A 22451-nucleotide genomic window follows, 5' to 3' on the forward strand; every position below is an offset into this window, starting at 1 on the left:
CCGATCGTGTCCCCGCCCGCTGAGGGAATCCTGTGTTCCACCTGAGGCTGGGTGATGACCCCCGCCGCGGCGGGTACGGCCGAGGGCCGCACCCCGTCACGGGAGTGCGGCCCTCAAAGGCCCGAAAGGACTTGCCCTGGGACCTACTTGCGGATCAGGCTGCGCAGCACGTACTGCATGATGCCGCCGTTGCGGTAGTAGTCGGCCTCACCGGGGGTGTCGATGCGGACGACCGCGTCGAACTCGACGCCCGTGTCGGTGGTGACCTTGACCGTGCGCGGCGTGGTGCCGTTGTTCAGCTCCTCGACACCGGTGAAGGAGAAGGTCTCCTCGCCGGTCAGGCCGAGGGTCGCGGCGGACTGGCCCTCGGGGAACTGGAGCGGCAGGACGCCCATGCCGATGAGGTTCGAGCGGTGGATGCGCTCGTACGACTCGGCGATGACGGCCTTGACGCCGAGGAGCGCGGTGCCCTTGGCGGCCCAGTCGCGGGACGAGCCGGAGCCGTACTCCTTGCCGGCCAGGATGGCCAGCGGGATGCCCTGCTCGATGTAGTTGCGGGAGGCGTCGTAGATGAACGACACCGGACCGCCGTCCTGCGTGAAGTCGCGGGTGTAGCCGCCCTCGGTGCCCGGCGCGATCTGGTTGCGCAGGCGGATGTTGGCGAACGTGCCGCGGATCATGACCTCGTGGTTACCACGGCGCGAGCCGTAGGAGTTGAAGTCACGACGCTCCACACCGTGCTCGGTGAGGTACTTGCCGGCCGGGGTGTCGGCCTTGATGGCGCCGGCGGGCGAGATGTGGTCCGTCGTCACCGAGTCGCCCAGCTTGGCCAGGACCCGGGCGCCCGCGATGTCGGAGACCGGGGTGGTCTCCATCGTCATGCCCTCGAAGTACGGGGGCTTGCGGACGTACGTCGACTCGGCGTCCCACTCGAAGGTGTTGCCGGTCGGGATCGGCAGCGCCTGCCACTGGGCGTCACCGGCGAAGACGTCGGCGTAGGACTTGTTGAACATGTCCTCGCCGATGGCGTTGGCCACGACGTCGTTGACCTCGGCCTCGGAGGGCCAGATGTCCTTCAGGTAGACGGCGTTGCCGTCCTGGTCGACACCGAGCGCGTCCTTGGTGATGTCCACCTTCATGGAGCCGGCGAGGGCGTACGCGACGACCAGCGGCGGAGAGGCCAGGTAGTTCATCTTGACGTCGGGGTTGATACGGCCCTCGAAGTTCCGGTTGCCGGAGAGGACCGAGGTGACCGCGAGGTCGTGGTCGTTGACGGCCTTGGAGACCTCCTCCGGCAGCGGGCCGGAGTTGCCGATGCAGGTGGTGCAGCCGTAGCCGACGAGGTTGAAGCCGACCTTGTCGAGGTACGGGGTCAGGCCCGCCTTGTCGAAGTAGTCGGTGACGACCTTCGAACCCGGGGCGAGGGTGGTCTTGACCCACGGCTTGCGGGTCAGGCCCTTCTCCACGGCCTTCTTCGCGACCAGCGCGGCGGCGACCATGACGTACGGGTTGGAGGTGTTGGTGCAGGAGGTGATGGCCGCGACCGTCACCGCGCCGTGGTCGATCTCGTACGTCGAACCGTCGGGGGCGGTCACCGTGACCGGGTTGGACGGGGCGCCGTTCGGGGCGACGGCCGGGGCGTCCGAGGCCGGGAAGGACTCCTTGCCCGACTCGTCGACGTCGTCGACGTAGTTGCGGACGTCCTGCTTGAACTGCTCGGCGGCGTTCGCGAGGACGATACGGTCCTGCGGGCGCTTGGGACCGGCGATCGACGGGACGACCGTCGACAGGTCCAGCTCCAGCTTCTCGGAGAAGTCCGGCTCGGCCTTCGGGTCCAGCCAGAGGCCCTGCTCCTTGGCGTATGCCTCGACGAGCGCGACCTGCTGCTCGTCACGGCCGGTCAGGCGCAGGTACTTCAGGGTCTCGTCGTCGATCGGGAAGATCGCGGCGGTGGAGCCGAACTCCGGCGACATGTTGCCGATGGTGGCGCGGTTCGCGAGGGAGGTGGCGGCGACGCCCTCACCGTAGAACTCGACGAACTTGCCGACGACGCCGTGCTTGCGGAGCATCTCGGTGATCGTGAGCACGAGGTCCGTGGCGGTGGTGCCGGCGGGCAGCTCACCGGTGAGCTTGAAGCCGACGACGCGCGGGATGAGCATGGAGACCGGCTGGCCGAGCATCGCGGCCTCGGCCTCGATGCCGCCGACGCCCCAGCCCAGCACACCGAGGCCGTTGACCATGGTGGTGTGGGAGTCGGTGCCGACGAGGGTGTCGGGGTACGCCTGTCCGTTGCGGACCATGACCGTGCGGGCCAGGTGCTCGATGTTCACCTGGTGGACGATGCCGGTGCCCGGCGGGACGACCTTGAAGTCGTCGAAGGCGGTCTGGCCCCAGCGCAGGAACTGGTAGCGCTCGCGGTTGCGGCCGTACTCCAGCTCGACGTTCTGCGCGAACGCCTCGTGGGTGCCGAACTTGTCGGCGATGACGGAGTGGTCGATGACCAGCTCGGCCGGGGAGAGCGGGTTGACCTTCGCGGGGTCGCCGCCGAGCTCCTTCACGGCCTCACGCATGGTGGCGAGGTCGACGACACAGGGCACGCCGGTGAAGTCCTGCATGATCACGCGGGCCGGCGTGAACTGGATCTCCTGCGACGGCTGGGCCTGGGAGTCCCAGCCCCCGAGGGCGCGGATGTGGTCGGCGGTGATGTTCGCGCCGTCCTCGGTACGGAGCAGGTTCTCCAGGAGAACCTTGAGGCTGTACGGCAGGCGGGCCGAGCCCTCCACCTTGTCCAGCCGGAAGATCTCGTACGACTCGTCGCCCACGCTCAGCGTGGCGCGGGCGTCGAAGCTGTTCGCCGACACGACAGTCTCCTTCATTTTTGTGCGCTTACCACCGCATCCTGCCGCCACGCCGTCTTGGCCGATCCGCTAAGGTAAGGCTAAGTTAGGTATGCCTTACTGTCAGACCCAGCGAAAGCGTGCGACTGCGGTACGCCTCGGCAGATATCTCGATGTCGAGATAACTCTAGTACATGAGGCCGGGATGGTCATGCCCGGCCTCACTGTGATGTGCGGCGCGCTGAGGATTCTCCGGGAGCGGGGGACGGCCGGGCCGGGGGCGGCCGGGCCGGCTCTCCCCTGTCGACTCCCGGACGAGGTCCGGACCCGCACCCCCAACTCGCCCACGCCGAAGGGGCGGTACGAACCCGGTACCCATCACTTCACCGAGCCGGGGTAGGCGAACGAGGTCGAAAGCACGCGACCGACCTTCAAAGGGAGGCCCCCATGCCGCTCACGTTCCGCAAGAGTTTCCGGATCCTTCCCGGGGTGCGGCTGAACATCAACCGGCACTCCTGGTCCATCACGACCGGTGGCGGAAGCCACGGACCGAAGCACACCCACAGCAGCACGGGACGTCGTACGACATCAGTCGATCTGCCCGGGCCTTTCGGGTGGCGTCGGACCCGCACCGCCAAGCGCCACTGACGTTCCCTCAGGTCCGTTCGGGCCTCTCCCCCGAACGGCCCTCTCGAAATGCGGCATCTCATATCTGAGATAGCCTCAACCTCATGGCAGACGACTACCTCGTACGTATCGGCAGGCTCATCCGTGACGCCCGGCAGCACCGGGGCTGGACACAGTCGCAGCTTGCCGAGGCGCTCGGCACCAGTCAGAGCGCCGTCAATCGCATCGAGCGCGGCAACCAAAACATCAGCCTTGAGATGATCGCCCGTATCGGTGAAGCACTGGACAGCGAAATCGTCTCTCTGGGCTACGCGGGCCCGATGCATCTGCGGGTGGTCGGCGGTCGTCGGCTGTCCGGCGCGATCGACGTCAAGACGAGCAAGAACGCGTGTGTGGCCCTGCTCTGCGCCTCGCTCCTCAACAAGGGGCGCACGGTGCTGCGCAGGGTCGCCCGCATCGAGGAGGTCTACCGCCTTCTGGAGGTGCTGAGCTCCATCGGGGTGCGCACCCGGTGGATCAACGGCGGTGTCGACCTCGAACTCGTGCCGCCGGCCGAGCTGGACATGGCCGCCATCGATGCCGAGGCCGCCGTCCGCACGCGCTCGATCATCATGTTCCTCGGCCCGCTGCTGCACCGCATGGACAGCTTCAGGCTGCCGTACGCCGGCGGCTGCGACCTCGGCACCCGGACCATCGAGCCGCACATGATCGCGCTGCGCCGGTTCGGTCTGGACGTCGCGGCGACCGAGGGCCAGTACCACGCCCGGGTCGACCGGCAGGTCCGCCCCGACCGTCCGATCGTGCTGACCGAGCGCGGCGACACCGTGACGGAGAACGCGCTGCTCGCGGCCGCCCGCCACGACGGCGTCACCGTCATCCGCAACGCCTCCTCCAACTACATGGTCCAGGACCTGTGCTTCTTCCTGGAGGCCCTCGGGGTCAGGGTCGAGGGCATCGGCACCACCACCCTCACCGTGCACGGCGTGCCGCACATCGACGTGGACGTCGACTACTCCCCCTCCGAGGACCCGGTCGAGGCGATGAGCCTGCTGGCCGCGGCCGTGGTGACGGAGTCGGAGCTGACGGTGCGCCGGGTGCCGATCGAGTTCCTGGAGATCGAGCTCGCGGTCCTGGAGGAGATGGGGCTCGACCACGACCGCACACCGGAGTACGTCGCCGACAACGGCCGCACCCGGCTGGTCGACCTCACGGTGCGCCCCTCCAAGCTGGAGGCGCCGATCGACAAGATCCACCCGATGCCGTTCCCCGGGCTGAACATCGACAACGTCCCGTTCTTCGCGGCGATCGCGGCGGTCGCGCAGGGCCAGACCCTCATCCACGACTGGGTCTACGACAACCGCGCGATCTACCTGACGGATCTCAACCGGCTGGGCGGACGCCTCCAACTCCTCGACCCGCACCGGGTACTGGTGGAGGGACCGACCCGCTGGCGCGCCGCCGAGATGATGTGCCCGCCGGCCCTGCGCCCCGCCGTGGTCGTCCTGCTGGCGATGATGGCGGCCGACGGCACGTCGGTGCTGCGCAACGTCTACGTCATCAACCGGGGTTACGAGGACCTGGCCGAGCGGCTCAACTCGGTGGGGGCGCAGATCGAGATCTTCCGCGACATTTGATGGGCATCTCTGGGACGTCTCTGGGCCTTCGGGCCCGCGCCGGGCCACGGGCCACGCCGCAGAGGCTCTGCCGACCGGCCGAAGGCTCCGGGTGTCAGCCGACTGCCGGGACCGTTCCCGCCAGTCGGCTGACGGCGAGTTCCGCGAGCAGTGCGGCCCCGTCGGCGAGCACGGAATCGTCGAAGGAGGCCTGTGCGGAATGGTTGTACGGCGCGGTGTCGGGGTCACGGTCCGAAGGACAGGCACCGAGCAGGAGGTAGGCGGACGGCACCCGCTCGGCGACGTAGGAGAAGTCCTCGGAGCTGGAGACGGGGCGGGACAGGTCCACGAAGCGGTCTGCGCCCAGCAACCCGCGGGCCACCGAGGCCGCGAAGTCGGTCTCCGCCGGGTCGTTCACCGTGGGGGGATAGCCCTCCTCCCACCGGACATCAGCCGTCAGCCCATGGGCCTCGGCCACACCTCTGATGGTGCGGAGCGCCTCCTCGCGCAAGCTCCCGCGGGCCTTCGGTGTGAAGGAACGGGCTGTCGCCTCGTAGCCGGCCGTGGCCGGGATGACGTTGGCCACCTCCCCCGCGTGGATGCTGCCGACCGTCACGATCACCGGGTCGAAGACGTCGAACCGCCTGGTGACCATGGACTGCAGGGCAAGGACCGTTTCACACACCACCGGTACGGGGTCCAGGGCGCTGTGCGGAACGGAGCCGTGCCCACCCCGGCCGTGTACCGTCACCTTGATCGTGTCGGAGGACGCCATCAGGGTCCCGGGACGACTGGCGACCACACCGCAGGGCAGCGCGGCCGAAGCCACGTGCAGCGCGTAGGCCGCCACCGGCGGGGCGCCGGCGGCCTCGAGCACCCCCTCTTCGATCATCAACCGTGCGCCGGCACCCTCCTCCTCGCCAGGCTGGAACATCAGCACCACCGAGCCCCGCACCTCGTCCCGCCTGTGGAGCAGTTCATGCGCGGCGCCCACCAGCATCGCCGTGTGCAGGTCATGCCCGCAGGCGTGCATGGGCGCACGGACGGCCGACCCGGGCGGCGTTCCCGGTTCCGCCACGGGCAGGGCGTCCATGTCGGCGCGGAGCAGCACCGTGGGTCCCGGGCGCGTGCCTTCCACGACGGCGGTCACCGAGCTGAGCCGACGCCCGGTGGTGATCCGCAGTCCGAGGCCCGACAGGGCCCCGAGGACCAGTTCCTGTGTGCGTGGCAGGTGCAGTCCGGTCTCGGGCACCCGGTGCAGTGCGCGCCTCAGCCGCACCAGTCGGCGTTGCGCGGCAGCCCGCCCGGACTGTCCTCGGCTCGCAGGCGGCGGCCCTGCGACCGGTGTCCGGGCCGTCTCGGCCATCGCCTTCTCAGCCGCCGTTTCAGCCATCGGCCTTCGCCAGGAATCCACTGATGGCCTCGGTGATCTCCTTCGGCTTCTCCTCCTGGGGGAAGTCGCCGCAGTCCGGCAGTACGACCAGGGTCGCGTCGGAGAGCAGGGACTCGAAGCGTCGGCCGGTGGACACGGGGACGAGCCGGTCCTCCGCGCCGAAGAGCAGCAGGGTGGGTACCGCGAGGCCGCTGATCGGCTCGGCCAGTGCGTCGAAGCGCTCGCCGTAGCTCAGCCGCAGTTGCAGACCCACCCGGGCCATCTGGGCACCCTGGCGCCGCAGTTGCCGGAAGTAGCGGTCCACCACCCCCGGCTCCGGGTGATAGCCGGGGCCATGGGCCGCCAGCCACCGCCGCTCGAACATCCCCTTCGGGAACAGACGGGCGATCCAGGCGCCCAGCCACCGGTGGGCGAGCAGCCGGTACAGCGTCAGGTTCGCCTCCGACTCACCGAGAGCCCCGGCCGCCATGAGGACCAGACGGTCCACCCGCTCGGGACGCCGAGCGGCGAACCAGGCGGCGAGTGAACCCCCCATCTGGCTGCCGACGAAGACCGCACTGCCGATGCCCAGTTCGTCGAGGAGTTCCTCCACGAGCCGGACCCAGTGAGCGGCGTCCCATCGGCCGTCCCCGGGCGCGGGTGTGTCGCCGCTGCCCGGCAGGTCCACCAGGATCACCCGGTAGTGGCCGGTGAACGCGGGATGGATGTTGCGCCAGGTGAACGCCGAGGTCAGAAAGCCGTGCAGGAAGACCAGCGCCGGCCCGTCCGGTCGCCCCCTCTCGTAGACGCGGACCTGCCCACCCGCCACGTCGACCAGGCGCCCGGCGTGGGTCTCCTCCGGTGCCGGGGTCACCGCTCCGCCCCGAAGAACTCGGTGACGATCTTGTTGAACGGCAGCGGAGCCTCGACCGGGGGCACATGTGCGGCGGGCAGCAGTTCGAGCGACGCGCCCGGGATCGCCGCGGCGAGCGCCTCGGTGACGGACGGCGGGAAGAGCATGTCCTCCGCTCCTCCGATCACCAGGGTGGGGCTGTGTATCGCGCCGAGCGCGGCCAGGAGATCGTGCTCGCGCGCCTGGCCGTAGATGCTGCGCAGCGCCGCGACGGTGTACTGGTCGAACATCGCCCGCCGAAGGTGCGTCTCCATCCGGGTCATGCGTTCCCAGCCGGCGGCCGAGAACAGGAAGCTCTTCAGTACCTCCCAGAAGTTCGGCAGGTCGTCGCGGTCGAGGAAGCCGTTGAGCATGTTCAGGAAGATGCCCGTGGAACTGCCCGGCCGGCCGAAGGTCGCGACCAGCGCGAGTCGGTGAACCCGGTGGGGATGGCGCAGGGCGAAGTGCTGGGCGACGAGACCGCCGTGGGAAAGCCCGAGTACGGATGCCCGGGGGATGCCCAGTTCCTCAAGGAGCCGGTCCAGATCGTCGGCGTGCTCCGCGTTGGAGGGGAAACCCTGTGAGGACGGAGAGTCGCCGAAGCCGCGCATGTCGTAGGTGATGACGGAGAAGTGCTGGGAGAGTTCGGGAATCTGCCGTATCCAGGTGCCGGCCAGTGTCGACACCAGGACGAGCGGCGGGCCCTCCCCCTGTGTGCGGTAGCTGATCGCGCCGTTGCCGAGTTCCAGGGTCTGTCGCGTCATGGTCATCCCCTCACGCTGAGCCACTGTGCCCCGGCGCCGTAGATCTCCTCGATCTTGTGCCGACGGGGCTTGCCGGTTTCGGTCAGACAGCCGTCCTCGACGGAGGGCATGGCAGCGACGACCGAGAAGCTGTGGAGGCGCTCCCAGGGGTGCAGTCGCTCGTTCACCACCTTGAGCGCGGCCCGGCATTCGTCCTCGCTCCCGGCTCCCTCCGGGGAGGCCGGATCGAAGAACAGCACGGCGCCCAGGCGAGATCCGTCGGTCTTCATCACGGCGCACAGCCCGGCGCCGGTGGCGGCCGCGGCGGATTCCTCCACGGAGCGCAGGAAGACCTTCTCGCCGTTGGGCAGAGCCACGAAGTCCCGCATGCGTCCGTAGACGGTCACGTAGCCGTCCTCGTCGACAGCGCCGACGTCGCCCGTCGGCCACCAGACGTCCGGGTCCCGTACCACGGGGACGATGCGGGGCCCCAGCACCTCGCCGTAGAGGAAGGGGGTGGGGGTACGGACCAGGATCTCGCCGGTGGCCGGGTCCGTCCTCACGTCCCCCCAGGGGATGGGACGGCCGACGGTGCCCGGGCGGGTGGCCCCGGGGACGTTGAGGCCGATCATTCCGAGTTCGGTGGTGCCGTAGACCTCGTAGACCGGCAGCCCGCCGGCGTGCAGCTCGGCGAGCAGCGCCGGATCGGTGGGCGCGCTGCCCACGAAGACCGCCTTCAGGGCCGTCCCGAACACCGACGCGTAGGCCTTCGCCATGCCGCCGTCGGTGCCCTCCAGCCCCTGTCGCCGCGCGATGTCCTGTGCTCGCTTGTGCAGGTGCTGCAGCGAGCGCGGTACGGCCACGTGAAGGGTGGGGGACAGGTCGGCGCTGTCCGTCGTGATGCGGGCCGGGTCGCTGAGGACGAAGTCCATCCCCTGGCCGAGACCCCAGTACAGCATCATGCGCTGCGGCAGGTGGGACAGCGGCAGGTAGAGCAGCAACCGGTCCTGGCCACCGAATCCGTACAGTTCGGCGAACCGGTCCATGGTGTACAGCAGCGGGGCGGAGTGGACCGCGAAGAGTTTCGGTTCGGAGAGGGTGCCGCTGGTCGAAACGATGGTGAACGGGCCGTTTCCCCGGTCCACCGGCTCGAAGGTGTCCTCGGCGGCCTCGGCTTCGCCGATCAGGCCGACCACCGACGGCGCCGCGTCGGCGCTGCCCAGGACCACCACGTCCATTCCCGCGGCGCGGAAGGCGGCCGCGCAGCCCGCCTGGTCGGTGAGGACCGTACGGCAGCCGGCTTCGCGGGCGGTGGCCACGGCCCGGTCCTGCGGGGCGCTCGGGTACAGCGCCACCGAGACGGCCCCGGTCAGCAGGACCGCGAGATCGGCCAGGACCCATTCGTATGACGTCGCGCCGTGTATCGCGACCCGGGAGCCGGGGGTGACGCCCCGCCGCCGCAGGGCAGCGGCGAGCAGCAGGGCGTCACGGTGGCACTCCGGATAGGACACGGACGTCCGGACCCCACCGCGCCGACACAGCAGAGAACTCGACGTCATGCTCGGCATGGCGGCGACGATCTCGGTGAGCGAACAGGATCCGACAGCCATGGTCATGCCATTGGTGTCCATGTCATCCGATCCGCGGGGCCGCGGTGGCCAGGTCCGAGCCGCCTCGCTCCAACGCGTCGGTGAACAGCTGGGCGTAGGCCCGGAGGGTGTACTTCCAGGCGGCGACCATCACCGTGTACGCCTCCTCGGACTCCGCGCAGCGCTCGAATCCCTTGCGGACGGTCTCGATGTGCTCCTGGTCCTCGGTCGAGTGCACTCGGAGGAAGGACAACGCGTCCTTGGCGAAGTCGTACTGCCGCATCGCCTCGGCCACCTTGGGGGCGAGAGTGGCCCCGAGCCCCTCGGTGGCGGCGGCGAAGCCGATGATGCCCGCCGGTTCGGCCGCGCGGGCCAGGTAGTGGTTCTGTCCCACCATCGTCCAGGTGCCGAGGCCCGGGACGGCACCGAGGTACCCGTCGGGGTCGATGCCCAGCTTCTTCAGGTCGCGCACACAGAGCCTGTTGTGGTGCCGCTCGTCGCGCGCCAGGTCCAGGAACCAGTCCTGCAGCCACTCGCTGTCGCTGTGCGAGGCGGCGGCCGCCAGAAAGTAGGGGGTCTGGCTCACCAGGTGGTAGGTCTCGCGCAGATAGGCCGCGTAGACCTCCTCGGTGAGCGTCCCCTTCAGGATGCACTCGATGAAGGGGTGCTTCTCGATGTACTCCGCCAGCACGGGCGCGGTCTCGGCCTCCGCCCGCTCGTACGCGGTCGTGGTCATCTCATACCTCCACAAGGCCCAGCTTGGACATCGTCTCGTCGAACCGCGCCCGGGTGCGCGGGATGTAGTCGGCCTCGACGAAGCCCTGGCCGATCGCCCACGAGATGGTCTGCGACAGTTCGCCGCCGAGATAGTTCTCGAGATGCTCCGAGTACCACTTGCAGTACTCGATGCCCCGACGCCGGGTGTCCTCGTCCTCGTCGAGCAGCCGCTTGGCCACCGTCAGGCCGAAGCCCATGTGACGGCGCTCCTCGCGCTCGATGCGGGCGAACTCCGGGAAGTACTCGGGCTTGTTCCGGCCGAGCTGGTGCAGTTCCTCCATGGCGAGCACGCCCTCGGCATAGAGGTTCAGCCCGATGAGGACCTCGATCTCGTCGTCGCTCTCGAACAGCCGGCGGAAGCGCTGGTCGATGTCGTCGATGCGGTACTTGTCGTGGTCGAACTCGTCCCAGACCAGTCCCAGCCGCTCGACACCCTCCTTGAACAGACGGGCGTGCACGACCTCGTCGGACGCGTGGTGGAGGAGGTACGACTTCTCACGCAGGTCCTCCCGCCGCGGGATCCAGCGGGCGCACAGGTCGATGATCTCCAGCTCGGAGTAGTAGAAGTTCAGGTACACGGTCAGCACGAGGTCCAAGGCGTTCTGGCCGTGCTTCTCGATGATCTCGTCCTTGAGAGTCGGGGTGCTCATGGCGGTGCCTCCTTCACTCCGGATGTGCCGACGCGGCGGAGAAGATCTCCTCGACGTCGATGGACAGGGCTTTGAGGAACCTGCTGGTGAGGTTGTACGTGCCGATCGCGAGCACGATGTTGACGATCTCCGCCTCGCTGAACACCTCACGCAGCCGCTTGCGCAGTTCGTCGGTGGTGCCGTCCGGATCGTGCGTCAGCCGGTCGGCGAGTTCGAGGATCAGCGCCTCCCTGGGGTCGAACACCTGCGCCTGGACCACCGAGTTGCCGACGGCGCCGATCTCGTGCTCGTCCATGCCGGCCTTGCGCGCCGAGGCACTCATGTGAGCCACGCAGTAGGTGCACTCCTGGGCCTTCGCGGTGCCGAGTGCCGCCAGGGCACGCAACCGTGGGCCGATGGTGGGCGAGGCGTAGATCTGCGCCCAGAAAGGGACGAACGTCTGAAGCAGGTCCGGGCAGTGTGCCATCGCCCGGAGGATGTTCGGCACGAACCCGTATTCCTCGCGGACCGCGGCGAAGGTGGATCGCACCTCCGGTGCGACGTCCTCGTCCTGCTGTAGGTCGACGAATGCCATCGGAGCCTCCTCTCAGTCCTTCGCCGGTTCCTGGGGCTCGAACAGCCCGAAGGCGATGGCCTCGTGCACCAGTGCCCGGGCCCGGTCCGGCGGTTCGAGCTCCTTGTCCACCAGCAGGCCGATGAGGTCGTCGGCCGATCGGCTGCCGTCGGCCAGTTCCCGCAGCGCCGCCAGCGCCGGGGTGAGCGGCATGCTGGTGCCGGAGGAGTGGCGAAGGACCGGCGACGGCCTCAGATGTCCGCCGTCCACGGCGAGATCCTCCCCGACCTCGATCTCCTCGGACGGTACGACGGGCTGCTTCCAGTCCACGTTGACGCCGACCGTCTTGCCGTCGAAGACCCCTTCGATGGTGCTGCGCAGGTCCGCGGGGACGTCCAGCTGTTCCAGGTACCTGCGGTACCAGGAACGGTGCTGGAAGGCACCGGCGATGAGGGAGATGAAGGCCTTCTCCGGTTCGATTCCCGGCACGTCGAACTGGCTGCGGGCGTGCCAGAAGTAGGACTCCTTCGACCCGCCATGACCGCCGTAGAGGAAGTAGACCTGGGCGCGGAGCCGCTCGAACTCCTTGCGGTAGGCACTCTCGTAGAAGTCCAGCACCGTGTCACGGCCGAGCTCGGGCTTGTCCAGGATGGTGTTCACGGCGGTCGCGGCCAGGTACCCACTGAGCATCGACAGGTGCACTCCGGTCGAGAACAGCGGGTCGATGAAGCAGGCGGCGTCGCCGACGGCGATGTAGCCGTCCCCACTGAACCGGTCGTAGATGTACGACCAGTCGCGCTGGGCGTGCATCTTGTCCACCTGTTCGGCGCCCTGCAGCCGCTCGGCCAGCTCGGGTGTCCGCTCCAGGCAACTTCGGTAGTAGTTGTCCAGCCCGGCTTCCTTGTTCTTGAGGTACGACTGGCGGTCGACGACGACGCCGACGCTGGTGATGTCGTCGCGCAGTGGGATGAACCACCACCAGCCCTCGTCGAAGGTGGGCAGGAAGGTGTTGCCGGCGTCCAGCCCGGCCGGGCGCTCGGCCCCGCGCCAGTAGGTCCACATGGCCATGTTCTTGAGGTACGGGTCCCACTCCTGCTGATGCAACCGCTTGGTGACCAAGCCGCCCTGTCCCGAGGAGTCCACGAGCCAGCGGGCGGTCACGGATCCGGGCTTGTCGTCGGCGTCCCTGTAGTCGACCCGTACGGTGCCGTCGTCGCCGATCACGAAGTCCGTGACGCGGTGCTCCTCGCGGGCGTCGACGCCGTGCTCGCGGGCGTTCTCCAGCAGCATCTGGTCGAAGGGGCCGCGTTCGACCTGGTAGCCGTAGTCGTACGGCATGGCCAGCGCGTCCTTGAAGTACACCGTCCACGGCTCGCGGCGTTCCCCCCAGACCCACTCGACGCCGTACTTCTTGATGAACCCGGCATTCTCCAGTTTCTCCAGGACACCGATCTTCTTGAGCAGGTCGGCGGTGCCGGAAAGCAGCGATTCGCCGATGTGGTAACGCGGGAACTTCGCCGCCTCGAACAGAATGACGCGCTTTCCGTACTGAGCCAGCAGGGTGCTCGTCATGGAACCCCCGGGCCCACCGCCGATGACTACGACGTCGTACTCGGATGCGGAGTCCGTCATTTTTTCTCCCGTCCCGGTGCTTCAGTGGTAGACGTCAACCGTGCTGTCGTACTCGTTGAGATAGCGGTAGAACGAGGCACTGGTTCGGAACGGCCGCGAGAACAGCTCGGCAACACGCAGGAGCAGAGCGATGCTCCGTCCGGAACCTTCGAGTTCCGTGTCGATGAACTCCTTTCCGGTTTCCTCGAAACCGAGCGCGACCAGCGGGGCGATGGGCGTGGTCGCGGTCTCGGTGAAGAGATCGGCCACGATGTGCGTGGCATTGTGGACGACGCACCAGTGAATACAGCCCTTCACCAGAGCGGCGAGCACCCCGTACGGCATCTGGTCGTACCGCCGGTTGCGGTACTCGGGGAGGATCATCAGCCGCTGACATTCGATGAGCCGTCGGCGGGGGCCGCGCAGATCGTCGATGGCGACGAACTGCTCGATGGGCAGTCCGTCGGCCCCGTCCTCCACCAGCCGCATCGTGCCGACCACCCGGCCCTCGGCACGGGCGAGCAGATAGGTGGACTGCGCGTCGTACCGATCCTTGTGCCGGGGACCCTCCGCCGCGGGCAGCCAACCGCACTCCTCCCCGTACACCGCCTCCCACAGCGCGTCCACGGCTTCGAAATCCGCTTCGGTCGAGGCGATGTACAGGAAGAAGGGCTGATCCGCGTCTTTGGGCTCCTCCCGGAATTCCCAGCCGGCGAGGCGTTTTCCTGCGGTTTTCCGGGGCGCCGGCCGATCGCCGGCAATGATCAGATCCTGGGATTCCGACCCGCTCTTCATAGGCACCACCCTTATTTCGTCGGGAAGTACGGAAGGAACCTCGATGCGCAGCGGGCAAGCCGCACGGCCCCGCTTGAGGATTTTGGGATGCATTCGGCATAACTGTGCGATGTGCGTGACAACGCGCTCGTCGTAGAAGTCAAGCGACCAGATAGCGCTTGCGACTTGCCGAACCTAGCGGTGCCGATCGACACAGAGCAACAAGGCCGGACAAGGGCTGCACCGATATCCGGCCGCCTGCGGGCAACACTCCGGCGTCACAGCTCATCACACACGCAACACCCGTTGTCTGCATGCCTGCTCGGGTGGCCCAGCGGAACCGTTCCGCACATTGGCCAATTGACGCCACAGAGCCCTTGTGAACGGCATGCGAAACGTTTCGTCAAGAGGTTACTACAAGACCCGAAGGCGATATTCGGCCAACAGTTCACCACACCATTGGCGGATTATCGCGATTCTGCAATTCTCGACCCTCGGGTCCGCCGTCGATGCCCTCCCGGCGCTCAGCAGGTTCGCGCGCCCAGGCTCAGGTCGAACATCCGTCCACCGTGACGCGGATACCGCAGTGCCCCCGACGATGTGGGCACCTTCCGCTGAACACGCCTGCTCGCGGCTTCGATCCGCGCGCTCGGGCCCTGCCCTCGGTCTCCCGGACAGTTGACAACGGAGCGTGTCATGGACGTGATGACAGCCATCCTCACCCGCCGCAGTGAACACTTCCTTGCCGATCCGGCCCCGTCGGACGACGAACTCACCTACCTTCTGCGCGGTGCGGCGACCGCTCCGGACCACGGAACGCTCAAGCCGTGGCGGTGGATACTGCTGCGCGGCAAGGACCGCGTCGTGCTCGGGGACTGCCTGGCGGACGAACATCCGGGGCAGGCCTCGGACCGGATGGCGGCCCGCATGCTGAGTGCACCGCTCCTGGCCGTACTCGTCTTCGCGCCGCGACCGAACGCCAAGGTGCCGGAATGGGAGCAGCTCGCCGCCACCAGCTCCATGACGCATTCGCTCATGCTTCTCCTGCATGCGCGGGGCTACGGAAGCATCTGGCGTACCGGGCGGCTCGCCGAAAGCACGGCAGTCCGTTCCCTGCTGCGGATCGACCCGGCTGAATCGCTTCTCGGCGGCCTCTGGGTGGGTACACCGGATCCTGCCAAGGAGCGCCCCCGGCGGCCACTGGAAGACGTGTCCCATCGGATATCGGTGTTCAGGGCGACTGAGCAGACCGCCGTGGAACACGTCTCGCACGCCGTGTGACTCCGCTCTTCGGCCGGTGTTCCGAAGCGCGTTCGTGACGCCCCCGTCCGCGCCGGCCTGAGCCGTGGGCGGCGGGGACCGGAAAGCAGAGGAACGCATGACAGAACTCCAAGCGGCGATCCTCCTCGCCGATCTCGCACTGATCCTCGTCCTGGCCCGGTTGGCCGGCCGACTGGCCCGCGCGCTGGGACAACCACCCGTCCTGGGAGAGATCGTCGGGGGAATCCTGGTGGGTTCCACTCTCTTCGACGGAGCCATCGCCGAGACGCTGTTCCCGCACGAGGTCCGCCCCTATCTCGGCGCCCTCGCGAACATCGGGCTCGTGCTGTTCATGTTCGTCGTGGGCCTGGAGTTCGACTTCTCCCGGCTGCACGGAAGCGGGCGGGTCGCCGGCGTCACCGCGCTGGGCGCCACCGTGGTGCCGTTCGGACTCGGCTGCCTGCTCGCCCTCCACCTCGCCGCCTCCCATCAGGCGACGAGCCGCCTGAGCTTCGTCCTCTTCATCGGCGTGGCCCTGTCGGTGACCGCGTTCCCCGTGCTCGCGCGCATCCTCGACGACCGCGGGATGACCGGAACCAGAGCCGGGACGCTCGCACTGTCCGCGGCAGCGGTGTGCGACTTGGCCGTGTGGACCATGCTCTCCTTCGTCCAGGCGCTCGTCGACGGGGACGGCCGGGATCACTGGCGGGTGACCCTGGCCATCCCCTTCGCGCTGTTCCTTTACGTTGGCGTCAGGCCGCTGCTCACGAAGATCCTGGTCCGGCAGGGAGCCGGCCGCCCGCTGACCGGTAACAGCCGCGTGGTACTGCTCAGCGGTCTGCTCGCGTCGTCCGCAATGACCCAGTGGCTCGGGCTGCACTTCGTGTTCGGCGCGTTCCTGTTCGGACTCGTCGTACCGCGCTCCGCGAACAGTGGCTACCGGCAGGAGGTGACCCAGGACATCAAGTCCGCCACCAACCTGCTGCTCCCGGTCTACTTCATCGTCGCGGGGCTCAACGTGGACCTGTCCGAGGTGGGACTCCAGGGACTGGGCGAACTGTCCCTGATCATGCTGGTCGCTGTCACCGGGAAGTTCGGGGGCGCCTGGCTCGCGGCCAGATCCCAGGGGATGCCGCCACGCGACTGCGCGGTTCTCGCCACGTTGATGAACACCCGCGGCCTGACCGAACTCGTAGCGCTGAGCGTCGGTTTGCAGGCCGGCATTCTCGACGAACGGCTCTACTCGCTGATGACCGTCATGGCCGTGGTCACCACCGCTGCCACCGGTCCACTGCTGGCGTGGCTGGCCCCTCGGCGGGAGAGCGCGAAGGCGTTCGGGAGACCGGACGACCAGAGCCGGACGGCACCCGCTCGCTCCCCGGCGGCGCAGGTGCCCGGCGAGGGACAGTCCCCGCCGTAGCCCGGCGGACCGAACACCGGTCACTGGCGGGAGGTCGGCTCCGGTTCGGGGCCGGTCGGCACGGGCCTGTGCGGTGTCCGCCCACCAGGGGCACGGGTGAGGACCACGCCGACGACCACCAGACAGGCGCCGACCAGTGTGTTCCAGGACAGGGGTTCGGACAGCAGCAGCGTCCCGAACAAGGTGGACCAGAGGGGAATCACGTACGTGACGGTGGAGGCGATGGTCGGCCCCGCGACCCGGATGACCCTGAGGTTGAGGATGTACGCGATGCCGGTGCCGAGCGCGCCCAGCACGGCCAGGGCAGCGAGGCCCTTCGCACCCGGGACCTCCGGGGCACCGTTGAGAAGGGGGGCGAGCAGCGCGAGTTCGACCGTCGCACAGATGAGTTGGACCGTCGACAGCGCCACGGCGGAGCCGTCACGGCCGGAGAAGAACCGGCGCGTGTACGCGAAGCCCGCGCCCAGGCAGACGGTCGAGGCGATACAGGCCAGGCTGCCCACGAGGGACGCGCCGCCGAGTCCCTGCCACACGCCGAGCACGACCAGCACCCCGCAGAAGCCGACCGCCAGTCCGGACAGCCGCCGCGCTGTCAGCTGCTCCTGCGGGACGAGAGCCAGCGCGAACAGCAACGTGGAGAGAGGGGTGACCGCGTTGAAGACGCCGGCCAGCACAGAACTGACATGGGTCTCCCCGAAGGCGAGGAAGGAGAAGGGCAAGGCGTTGAGCAGCGCGGCCACCGCGAGGGCGTGGCTCCAGGTCGCGCGGGAGCCCGGAAGCGCGTCCCGTCGCACCAGGCAGATCGCGCCCAGTGCCAGAACACCGAAGAAACAGCGGCCGAAGGCGACCCAAACCGGAGCCACTCCTTCGTCCAACGCGACCTTGATCAGGGCGAAGCTGGAACCCCACACGACCGACAGGGCCAGAAAGCTTGGCATCCACCGGACGGTTTCCCCGTGTACCGACCGGCCGATCGTTCCCGTTCTCACAACGTCCCGTCCTCAAAGTCTTGACGAATCGCATTGCCGCCTTCGCCGCAAGATTGTGCAAGAACGGGACGCGTGCGTCCAACAAGTAATCAGAAACCCGCCATGAACATCCCTCATGACCATAATGAGATCCAGTCAACTTCGCACTCGTCCGATGTTGTATGCCGATCAGCCGAATGCTAACGTGGCCGACACCAATCCAATTCGCGGGACGCGATATTTGCCGTGCCCGCCGGTGCGGGCACGGCCGTAAAACGGGGGGACAGAAAGCACGATGTGTCGAATAATTCTTGCTCGGGGTGACTTCGACTCCGATGCGATGGTGAACGCCGCCCTGGCCATGAGCACCGGGCGCACCGCCGACCACGAGAAGCCGGAGCAGACCCACGCCCACGGATGGGGTGCGGTCTGGCGGGATCCGGAGGCCGAGGGCGGACTCGGGGTCCACCGTGACGTGCGGTCCCTGGCCGAGAGCGTCGAGGAGTCGCCACTGCGGTCGGTGCGCAGCGACTTCCTGGCCATCCATGTGCGCCACGCGACCCTGGAGCACCACCGGGGCCCGGACTTCACCCACCCGCTGGAACGCATGAATTCCGATCCGGCCTGGTACTTCATGCACAACGGGTATCTGCCCACCGTCCACCGCCGGCTCGGACTGCTGGCCTCGACGTTCGACACGGCCGAGTACTTCCAGTACATCGTGCCGGGGGAAGGCAGCCGACTCGACCCGGACGAGACACTGGCACGACTGCGCTCGATACCGCCGGGCGGCCTGGCGGCAAACGCTGTCGCCGTGAACCGGGAACGTGCCTACGTCATCCACTGGTCGCCTGAGGAAAATCCCTTTCCGCGCTACTTCGGAATGTTTCGCCTGAACCTTCCCAACTCACTCGTGATTGCCTCGGAAATAATTCCCGAGCTTTCCCCGGCAGCAGAATGGGAACCTCTCAAACCGGAGCAGATCCTCGAAATTGATCTCGACTCGGAGTGGTACTGAAAAGGAGCAGAAGTGGGATCAGAGGTCCACACGGCCACGGCTACGGCAACGACGAACCGCTGGGATCGCGTGGTGCGCCGGGTCGGCATCGACCCGATCGAGCCCGACTTGTTGCGGCGGCTGATCGACGGGGACATCGCCGTCCTCGTGCTCAGGGGTCTGCTGCCGAGTGAGAACTTCGCGCGGCACAGGCAACTCGTCAACGACATGTTCGACCGCGCGTCGACCACCTACTACGCCAACGGACATCTGACCACCATCGGCTCGTATCTGGCGAAGCACCTGTCCGACGTGGACGAGTACTTCGCGGAGAGCGAGAAGATCGCCCAGGTCACCGCGGATGCCTCCTTCACGCTCGGGGACGACGTCAGGGCGGGGCTCGCCCGGGCGCTGTCACTGCGCTCGCTGGATGTGGCCGAGGAACCCGACGGCCGGCGCTATGCCGACGTCTGCGTACGGATTCACCCCGACGGGGTGGCCAACCCCATGCACAACGACAAGATCATCCGGGACGCGGCCGGACTCGACCTGGTGGTCTCCCGCCTGCTGTACCAGCTGAGTTGTGTCATCTGCGTCCAGGAGTGCGACACCGGCGGCGAGGCCAAGGTCTACGCGAAGCCGTGGGAGCCGCAGGACGAGAAGTTCAAGATCCCCAACGGCCTCGGCTACGAGTACGGCGTCGTGGAGGGCGTACCCGCCCATGAGTTCAAGCCGCAGGCGGAAGACGTGTACCTGATCAACCCGACGTATTACCACGAGATTCTCCGGGTCGGCGGTGACACCAGGGTCACGGTCGGGTTCTTTCTAGGGTTCTTCGACGACACGCTGGACAGCGCTGTCACTTGGGGCTGAGTGGGTTCGCTCGGAATCGGCGGGACGGGGCTGCGGGCCACCGCTGCCACGTCCCGCGGTTCAGCCCGCCCGAACGGCTCGTTGCACTCGGCGAGGGGCTTCACCATCATGAGTGGACTGAATGAGTCTCCGGGCCACTTGAGAGCGGTTCATGAACATCGGCATTTCACATCTGCGGGCTTTCGTCGCCGTCCTCGACTGCGGCAGTTTCAGCCTCGCCGCCGCCGAACTGGGCATCAGCCAATCAGCGGTGTCGCACTCCGTGGCCACGCTCGAACGCTCGCTGGGCGCTCCTGTGTTCGTCCGCAGCAGCGGGGTGCGACTCACTGTTCTCGGAGAGCAGATCCTCGTCCACGCCCGCCAGGTGGTCGGTGCCTACGGCGCCATTCGTGACGTGGCGAGCCAGCATGGTGGGCAGCCGTCCGGAACGGTTCGGATCGCCGCGACCCCCACCGCCTGTCAGGGAGTTCTGCCGCAGTTGCTGCACCGCTGGCAGCACGAGTTCCCCCTGGTCACGGTCGTGGTGCTCGAGGGCGACGATGCCGAGGTCGAGTCATGGCTGGGCGAGGGCGCCGTGGAGCTGGCCGTGCTCATCGACCGGCCCTCCGATGCCGGGGTGCTGCTGACCACCGATCACTTCCACGCGCTGCTGGGAAGCGATCATCCGCTCGCGGGCGAGGCCGAGATCGACATCGCCGACCTCGACGACGACTCGATGATCGTCTCCACAAGCGGCTGCGAGGAGTACGTACGGAAGGTCTACCGGTTGGCCCACCGCTCATTGCGCCCAGGTCACCGCGTCCGGGACATGGGGACCCTGCTCGCCATGGTGCGCAGCGGCCTCGGGGTGTCCGTCGTCCCCGGGCTGACCTCGGCGATGCTGGACCACCGGCTTGTCATGATCCCATTACGGCAGTACGTCAGCCGCGACCTGACGCTCACCGGCCCGATCGGACGGCCGTGGCACAAGGCCGCGCAGGTCCTCGTGGAGTCGTGCCGGCAGGTCCCCTCCCAGCCGCTCCCCGGACAGCAGGGCACCCGGCTCACCCTGACAACCAGCCGTGGAGCGGCGCGGCGGGCGAGAACGGCCCGGTCCGAGGCCGGCTGAGGATCAGCCGCGCCGACGGCAGGCGGCATCGGCGGCGGCGAGCATGGCGTCGTACAGGTGCTGCGCCTTCTCGGGGGACTTCTCGATGGCGACCAAGCCCAGTTTGCCGACGCCGGGGAGCGCGCCGAGCACGTAGAAGACGACGCCGGTGCGCGTCGCCCGGCTGTAGTGCAGTCCCTCGCGCAGAGCGATGTCGACGACCTCCTCGGGCCGCAGCAGTTCATATCCCTCACGCTGGGCTCGGTCGCTGGCGACATAACAGCGTGGTTCGCCCTCAGGCGTCAGGTATTCACCGGTGTCCTGCGCGTACGTACCCTCGACCGCCCCGTGCAGCAGGAAGAACGGCGCGGTGGCGCCCCCCATCCGCAGATTGATCTCCAGCGCGTGAATCCCTTTGCCCGACACCGGGTCCTCGACCAGGAAATCGACGCTGAGGTGGCCCAGTACGCCCTTCGCGGCCAGCGCATCGCCGGCCCGCAGGGCCAATCGCTGAATCTCCGTCCGGTAGGCGGGCCCGGCCGGGAACGTACAGCCCACGAACACCTGCCCCGCCGATCCCCCGAGTACCTGCTCGTGGGTGGACACCACCTGTGCGCCTCGCACCGGGTCGATCTCCAGCTGGACGGACGGGGAACACGCACCCGGCGTGTCGATGAAGCGCTCCACGATGCCGCCCATCTCCCACAGCCGTGCCCCGTAGCTCTCCCAGGTGTCGGACTGCGCGGTGAAGGAGAGTTGTTCCGGCAACCTGGCGCTCACCCACGACTCCAGGTCGGTGGCCGGCGCCCCGGCGTAGGAGAACACCGCGTTGCCGCAGCCCGCAAAGCTGTCGTCGAGTTTGACGACCGCCCGCTCACAGCCCGCGTTCTGGGCTCGCAGCTCGGCAAGGGCCTTGACCAGTCCCTGTTCGTCCCTGATGTCCTCGAACCCCTCGGGTACCGGGACGCCGGCCATGCGCAGCAACTGCCGTCCGCCGCTCTTGGTGCCGCTGGGAGACAGTGCCGGGTCGCAGGCGTAGAGCGGAATGCCCAGTCGCAGCGCCAGCGCCCGCTCCAGGGGAGTGCTGTTGAAGGTGACCAGATAGGCCTGGTCACGGTCGGGGACGGCGGACAGGATGCGGTCGAGCAGTCCATCGTCCTTGAGGATCTTCTCGGTCAGTGGCTGGGAAGATCCGTCCGCGCAGTCGAGCAGCGTCAGCCGACTGCGCGCGTGTCCGGTCGGCAGTGACGAGATCGCTCCGAGGGCGTAGTCGACGACGGTCTGCTGCAGCGGAAGGCTCGTGACGTACAGCATCCGGGCGTCGGGAACGCGGAGGGCCTGGGTGAGAAAGAGGAGGCGCTCCTCGAAGTGGATGACGCCCTTGATCTTGCGGAGTTCTTCGCTGTCGAGGGAGAGACTGGGCACGACGACCAGGGTTGGTGCTTGAGCGCCCCGCCGGGCGAACAGGGCCGGGAGCCGCTGCTGGAGCTGCTCGAACGTCTGCTGACTGGTCGGGCCGTCCGATTGCGTCGCAAGCAGGCCGCTGGTCATCTGTCTTCCTTTCGGCGGGGGGTGCCGGAATGATTCCGTATGGCGGATAATTCCGCTCGCTGTACAGACGCGTCAAAGAATCAGCGTTTTACGGAGTATGAACACCGCTCATCTTGCGACACATGTACGACGGAAAACCGTGCGAGTCCCCACCGGCTGCGAGCACCCCTGGCGAAGCCCCTTTTCCAGCGTTCGCCGACCGCTTCGGCCGCCGCCTGAAAAAACGCGGACCTGCCATTGCCGGTCTCGGAGCAATT

At 67.8% G+C, this 22451-nt stretch carries 19 protein-coding genes; 7 read left to right on the forward strand and 12 right to left on the reverse strand.

From position 1 onward, the window contains the following. Positions 1–143: 143 nt before the first annotated feature. Positions 144–2861 carry an aconitate hydratase AcnA gene (gene acnA / locus D1369_RS09550; RefSeq protein ID WP_007385364.1) on the reverse strand — a complete coding sequence of 906 codons (2718 nt, stop codon included), beginning with the start codon at positions 2859–2861 and terminating at the stop codon, positions 144–146. Between the two features lie 423 nt (positions 2862–3284). Here acnA and D1369_RS09560 point away from each other — a divergent pair, with 423 nt between their 5' ends. After that, positions 3285–3485 (forward strand): DUF4236 domain-containing protein, encoded by a 201-nt coding sequence (locus D1369_RS09560; protein ID WP_007385362.1) that lies wholly within the window; start codon positions 3285–3287, stop codon positions 3483–3485. 83 nt (positions 3486–3568) lie between these two features. Further along, positions 3569–5098 (forward strand): UDP-N-acetylglucosamine 1-carboxyvinyltransferase, encoded by a 1530-nt coding sequence (locus D1369_RS09565; RefSeq protein ID WP_007385361.1) that lies wholly within the window; start codon positions 3569–3571, stop codon positions 5096–5098. Between the two features lie 94 nt (positions 5099–5192). Here the strand turns inward: D1369_RS09565 and D1369_RS09570 are convergent, their stop codons facing one another. From D1369_RS09570 to D1369_RS09610, 9 genes are all read right to left on the reverse strand, one after another. Then, positions 5193–6356, reverse strand: a complete 1164-nt coding sequence (locus D1369_RS09570; protein ID WP_276147281.1) for a M20 family metallopeptidase — start codon at positions 6354–6356, stop codon at positions 5193–5195. 106 nt (positions 6357–6462) lie between these two features. After that, entirely contained in the window at positions 6463–7323 is an 861-nt protein-coding gene (locus tag D1369_RS09575) for an alpha/beta fold hydrolase (protein ID WP_007385359.1), read from the reverse strand. Then, a complete protein-coding gene (locus tag D1369_RS09580; protein WP_037901685.1) occupies positions 7320–8105 on the reverse strand; it encodes an alpha/beta fold hydrolase in 786 nt (261 codons plus the stop codon). Before D1369_RS09580 ends, D1369_RS09575 begins: the two co-directional genes overlap by 4 nt. A 2-nt stretch (positions 8106–8107) precedes the next feature. Next, positions 8108–9700 (reverse strand): AMP-binding protein, encoded by a 1593-nt coding sequence (locus tag D1369_RS09585; RefSeq protein ID WP_158680171.1) that lies wholly within the window; start codon positions 9698–9700, stop codon positions 8108–8110. A 16-nt stretch (positions 9701–9716) separates the two neighbouring features. Continuing rightward, the gene (locus D1369_RS09590; RefSeq protein WP_007385356.1) at positions 9717–10409 is read right to left on the reverse strand and encodes an iron-containing redox enzyme family protein; all 693 of its coding nucleotides are present in this window, start codon (positions 10407–10409) and stop codon (positions 9717–9719) included. A gap of 1 nt (position 10410) precedes the next feature. Beyond that, on the reverse strand, positions 10411–11100 hold the full coding sequence (locus D1369_RS09595; RefSeq protein ID WP_037901683.1) for a hypothetical protein: 690 nt from the start codon (positions 11098–11100) through the stop codon (positions 10411–10413). A 13-nt stretch (positions 11101–11113) separates the two neighbouring features. Continuing rightward, entirely contained in the window at positions 11114–11674 is a 561-nt protein-coding gene (locus D1369_RS09600) for a peroxidase-related enzyme (protein ID WP_007385354.1), read from the reverse strand. A 12-nt stretch (positions 11675–11686) separates the two neighbouring features. Further along, positions 11687–13285 carry an NAD(P)/FAD-dependent oxidoreductase gene (locus D1369_RS09605; RefSeq protein WP_007385353.1) on the reverse strand — a complete coding sequence of 533 codons (1599 nt, stop codon included), beginning with the start codon at positions 13283–13285 and terminating at the stop codon, positions 11687–11689. A gap of 21 nt (positions 13286–13306) precedes the next feature. Further along, on the reverse strand, positions 13307–14152 hold the full coding sequence (locus D1369_RS09610; protein WP_082319481.1) for a GNAT family N-acetyltransferase: 846 nt from the start codon (positions 14150–14152) through the stop codon (positions 13307–13309). Between the two features lie 582 nt (positions 14153–14734). Here D1369_RS09610 and D1369_RS09615 point away from each other — a divergent pair. Together D1369_RS09615 and D1369_RS09620 are read left to right on the forward strand one after the other, a co-directional pair. Beyond that, on the forward strand, positions 14735–15319 hold the full coding sequence (locus D1369_RS09615; RefSeq protein WP_007385351.1) for a nitroreductase: 585 nt from the start codon (positions 14735–14737) through the stop codon (positions 15317–15319). A 97-nt stretch (positions 15320–15416) separates the two neighbouring features. Next, positions 15417–16718: a cation:proton antiporter gene (locus D1369_RS09620; RefSeq protein ID WP_050789765.1), complete on the forward strand. Its 1302-nt coding sequence runs from the start codon at positions 15417–15419 to the stop codon at positions 16716–16718. A gap of 20 nt (positions 16719–16738) precedes the next feature. Here D1369_RS09620 and D1369_RS09625 read toward each other — a convergent pair whose 3' ends face one another. Next, complete coding sequence (locus D1369_RS09625) at positions 16739–17656, reverse strand: DMT family transporter (protein WP_050789764.1); 918 nt, start codon at positions 17654–17656, stop codon at positions 16739–16741. 370 nt (positions 17657–18026) lie between these two features. Here D1369_RS09625 and D1369_RS09630 point away from each other — a divergent pair, with 370 nt between their 5' ends. The 3 genes from D1369_RS09630 to D1369_RS09640 all read left to right on the forward strand — a co-directional run bounded on the left by D1369_RS09630 (position 18027) and on the right by D1369_RS09640 (position 20664). Next, on the forward strand, positions 18027–18704 hold the full coding sequence (locus D1369_RS09630) for a class II glutamine amidotransferase (protein ID WP_050789763.1): 678 nt from the start codon (positions 18027–18029) through the stop codon (positions 18702–18704). Positions 18705–18716: 12 nt separating this feature from the next. Then, positions 18717–19556: a hypothetical protein gene (locus tag D1369_RS09635; protein WP_007385347.1), complete on the forward strand. Its 840-nt coding sequence runs from the start codon at positions 18717–18719 to the stop codon at positions 19554–19556. Positions 19557–19707: 151 nt separating this feature from the next. Beyond that, positions 19708–20664 carry a LysR family transcriptional regulator gene (locus tag D1369_RS09640; RefSeq protein ID WP_007385346.1) on the forward strand — a complete coding sequence of 319 codons (957 nt, stop codon included), beginning with the start codon at positions 19708–19710 and terminating at the stop codon, positions 20662–20664. Positions 20665–20667: 3 nt separating this feature from the next. Here D1369_RS09640 and D1369_RS09645 read toward each other — a convergent pair whose 3' ends face one another. Then, positions 20668–22194, reverse strand: a complete 1527-nt coding sequence (locus D1369_RS09645; RefSeq protein ID WP_007385345.1) for a peptide ligase PGM1-related protein — start codon at positions 22192–22194, stop codon at positions 20668–20670. Positions 22195–22451: the final 257 nt, after the last annotated feature.

Origin of the sequence: Streptomyces sp. CC0208, assembly GCF_003443735.1 — a bacterium.
Lineage (GTDB): Bacteria > Actinomycetota > Actinomycetes > Streptomycetales > Streptomycetaceae > Streptomyces > Streptomyces sviceus.

What these genes read in the sequence shown, in the direction of transcription:
- D1369_RS09560 (WP_007385362.1), top strand. Translation starts at nt 3,285, where the DNA reads ATGCCGCTCACGTTCCGCAAGAGTTTCCGGATCCTTCCCGGGGTGCGG.
- D1369_RS09625 (WP_050789764.1), bottom strand. Translation starts at nt 17,656, where the DNA reads ATGCCAAGCTTTCTGGCCCTGTCGGTCGTGTGGGGTTCCAGCTTCGCC.
- D1369_RS09565 (WP_007385361.1), top strand. Translation starts at nt 3,569, where the DNA reads ATGGCAGACGACTACCTCGTACGTATCGGCAGGCTCATCCGTGACGCC.
- D1369_RS09640 (WP_007385346.1), top strand. Translation starts at nt 19,708, where the DNA reads ATGAACATCGGCATTTCACATCTGCGGGCTTTCGTCGCCGTCCTCGAC.
- D1369_RS09605 (WP_007385353.1), bottom strand. Translation starts at nt 13,285, where the DNA reads ATGACGGACTCCGCATCCGAGTACGACGTCGTAGTCATCGGCGGTGGG.
- D1369_RS09595 (WP_037901683.1), bottom strand. Translation starts at nt 11,100, where the DNA reads ATGAGCACCCCGACTCTCAAGGACGAGATCATCGAGAAGCACGGCCAG.
- D1369_RS09620 (WP_050789765.1), top strand. Translation starts at nt 15,417, where the DNA reads ATGACAGAACTCCAAGCGGCGATCCTCCTCGCCGATCTCGCACTGATC.
- D1369_RS09630 (WP_050789763.1), top strand. Translation starts at nt 18,027, where the DNA reads ATGGTGAACGCCGCCCTGGCCATGAGCACCGGGCGCACCGCCGACCAC.
- D1369_RS09610 (WP_082319481.1), bottom strand. Translation starts at nt 14,152, where the DNA reads ATGCATCCCAAAATCCTCAAGCGGGGCCGTGCGGCTTGCCCGCTGCGC.
- D1369_RS09600 (WP_007385354.1), bottom strand. Translation starts at nt 11,674, where the DNA reads ATGGCATTCGTCGACCTACAGCAGGACGAGGACGTCGCACCGGAGGTG.
- D1369_RS09590 (WP_007385356.1), bottom strand. Translation starts at nt 10,409, where the DNA reads ATGACCACGACCGCGTACGAGCGGGCGGAGGCCGAGACCGCGCCCGTG.
- D1369_RS09615 (WP_007385351.1), top strand. Translation starts at nt 14,735, where the DNA reads ATGGACGTGATGACAGCCATCCTCACCCGCCGCAGTGAACACTTCCTT.
- D1369_RS09645 (WP_007385345.1), bottom strand. Translation starts at nt 22,194, where the DNA reads ATGACCAGCGGCCTGCTTGCGACGCAATCGGACGGCCCGACCAGTCAG.
- D1369_RS09580 (WP_037901685.1), bottom strand. Translation starts at nt 8,105, where the DNA reads ATGACGCGACAGACCCTGGAACTCGGCAACGGCGCGATCAGCTACCGC.
- D1369_RS09585 (WP_158680171.1), bottom strand. Translation starts at nt 9,700, where the DNA reads ATGACCATGGCTGTCGGATCCTGTTCGCTCACCGAGATCGTCGCCGCC.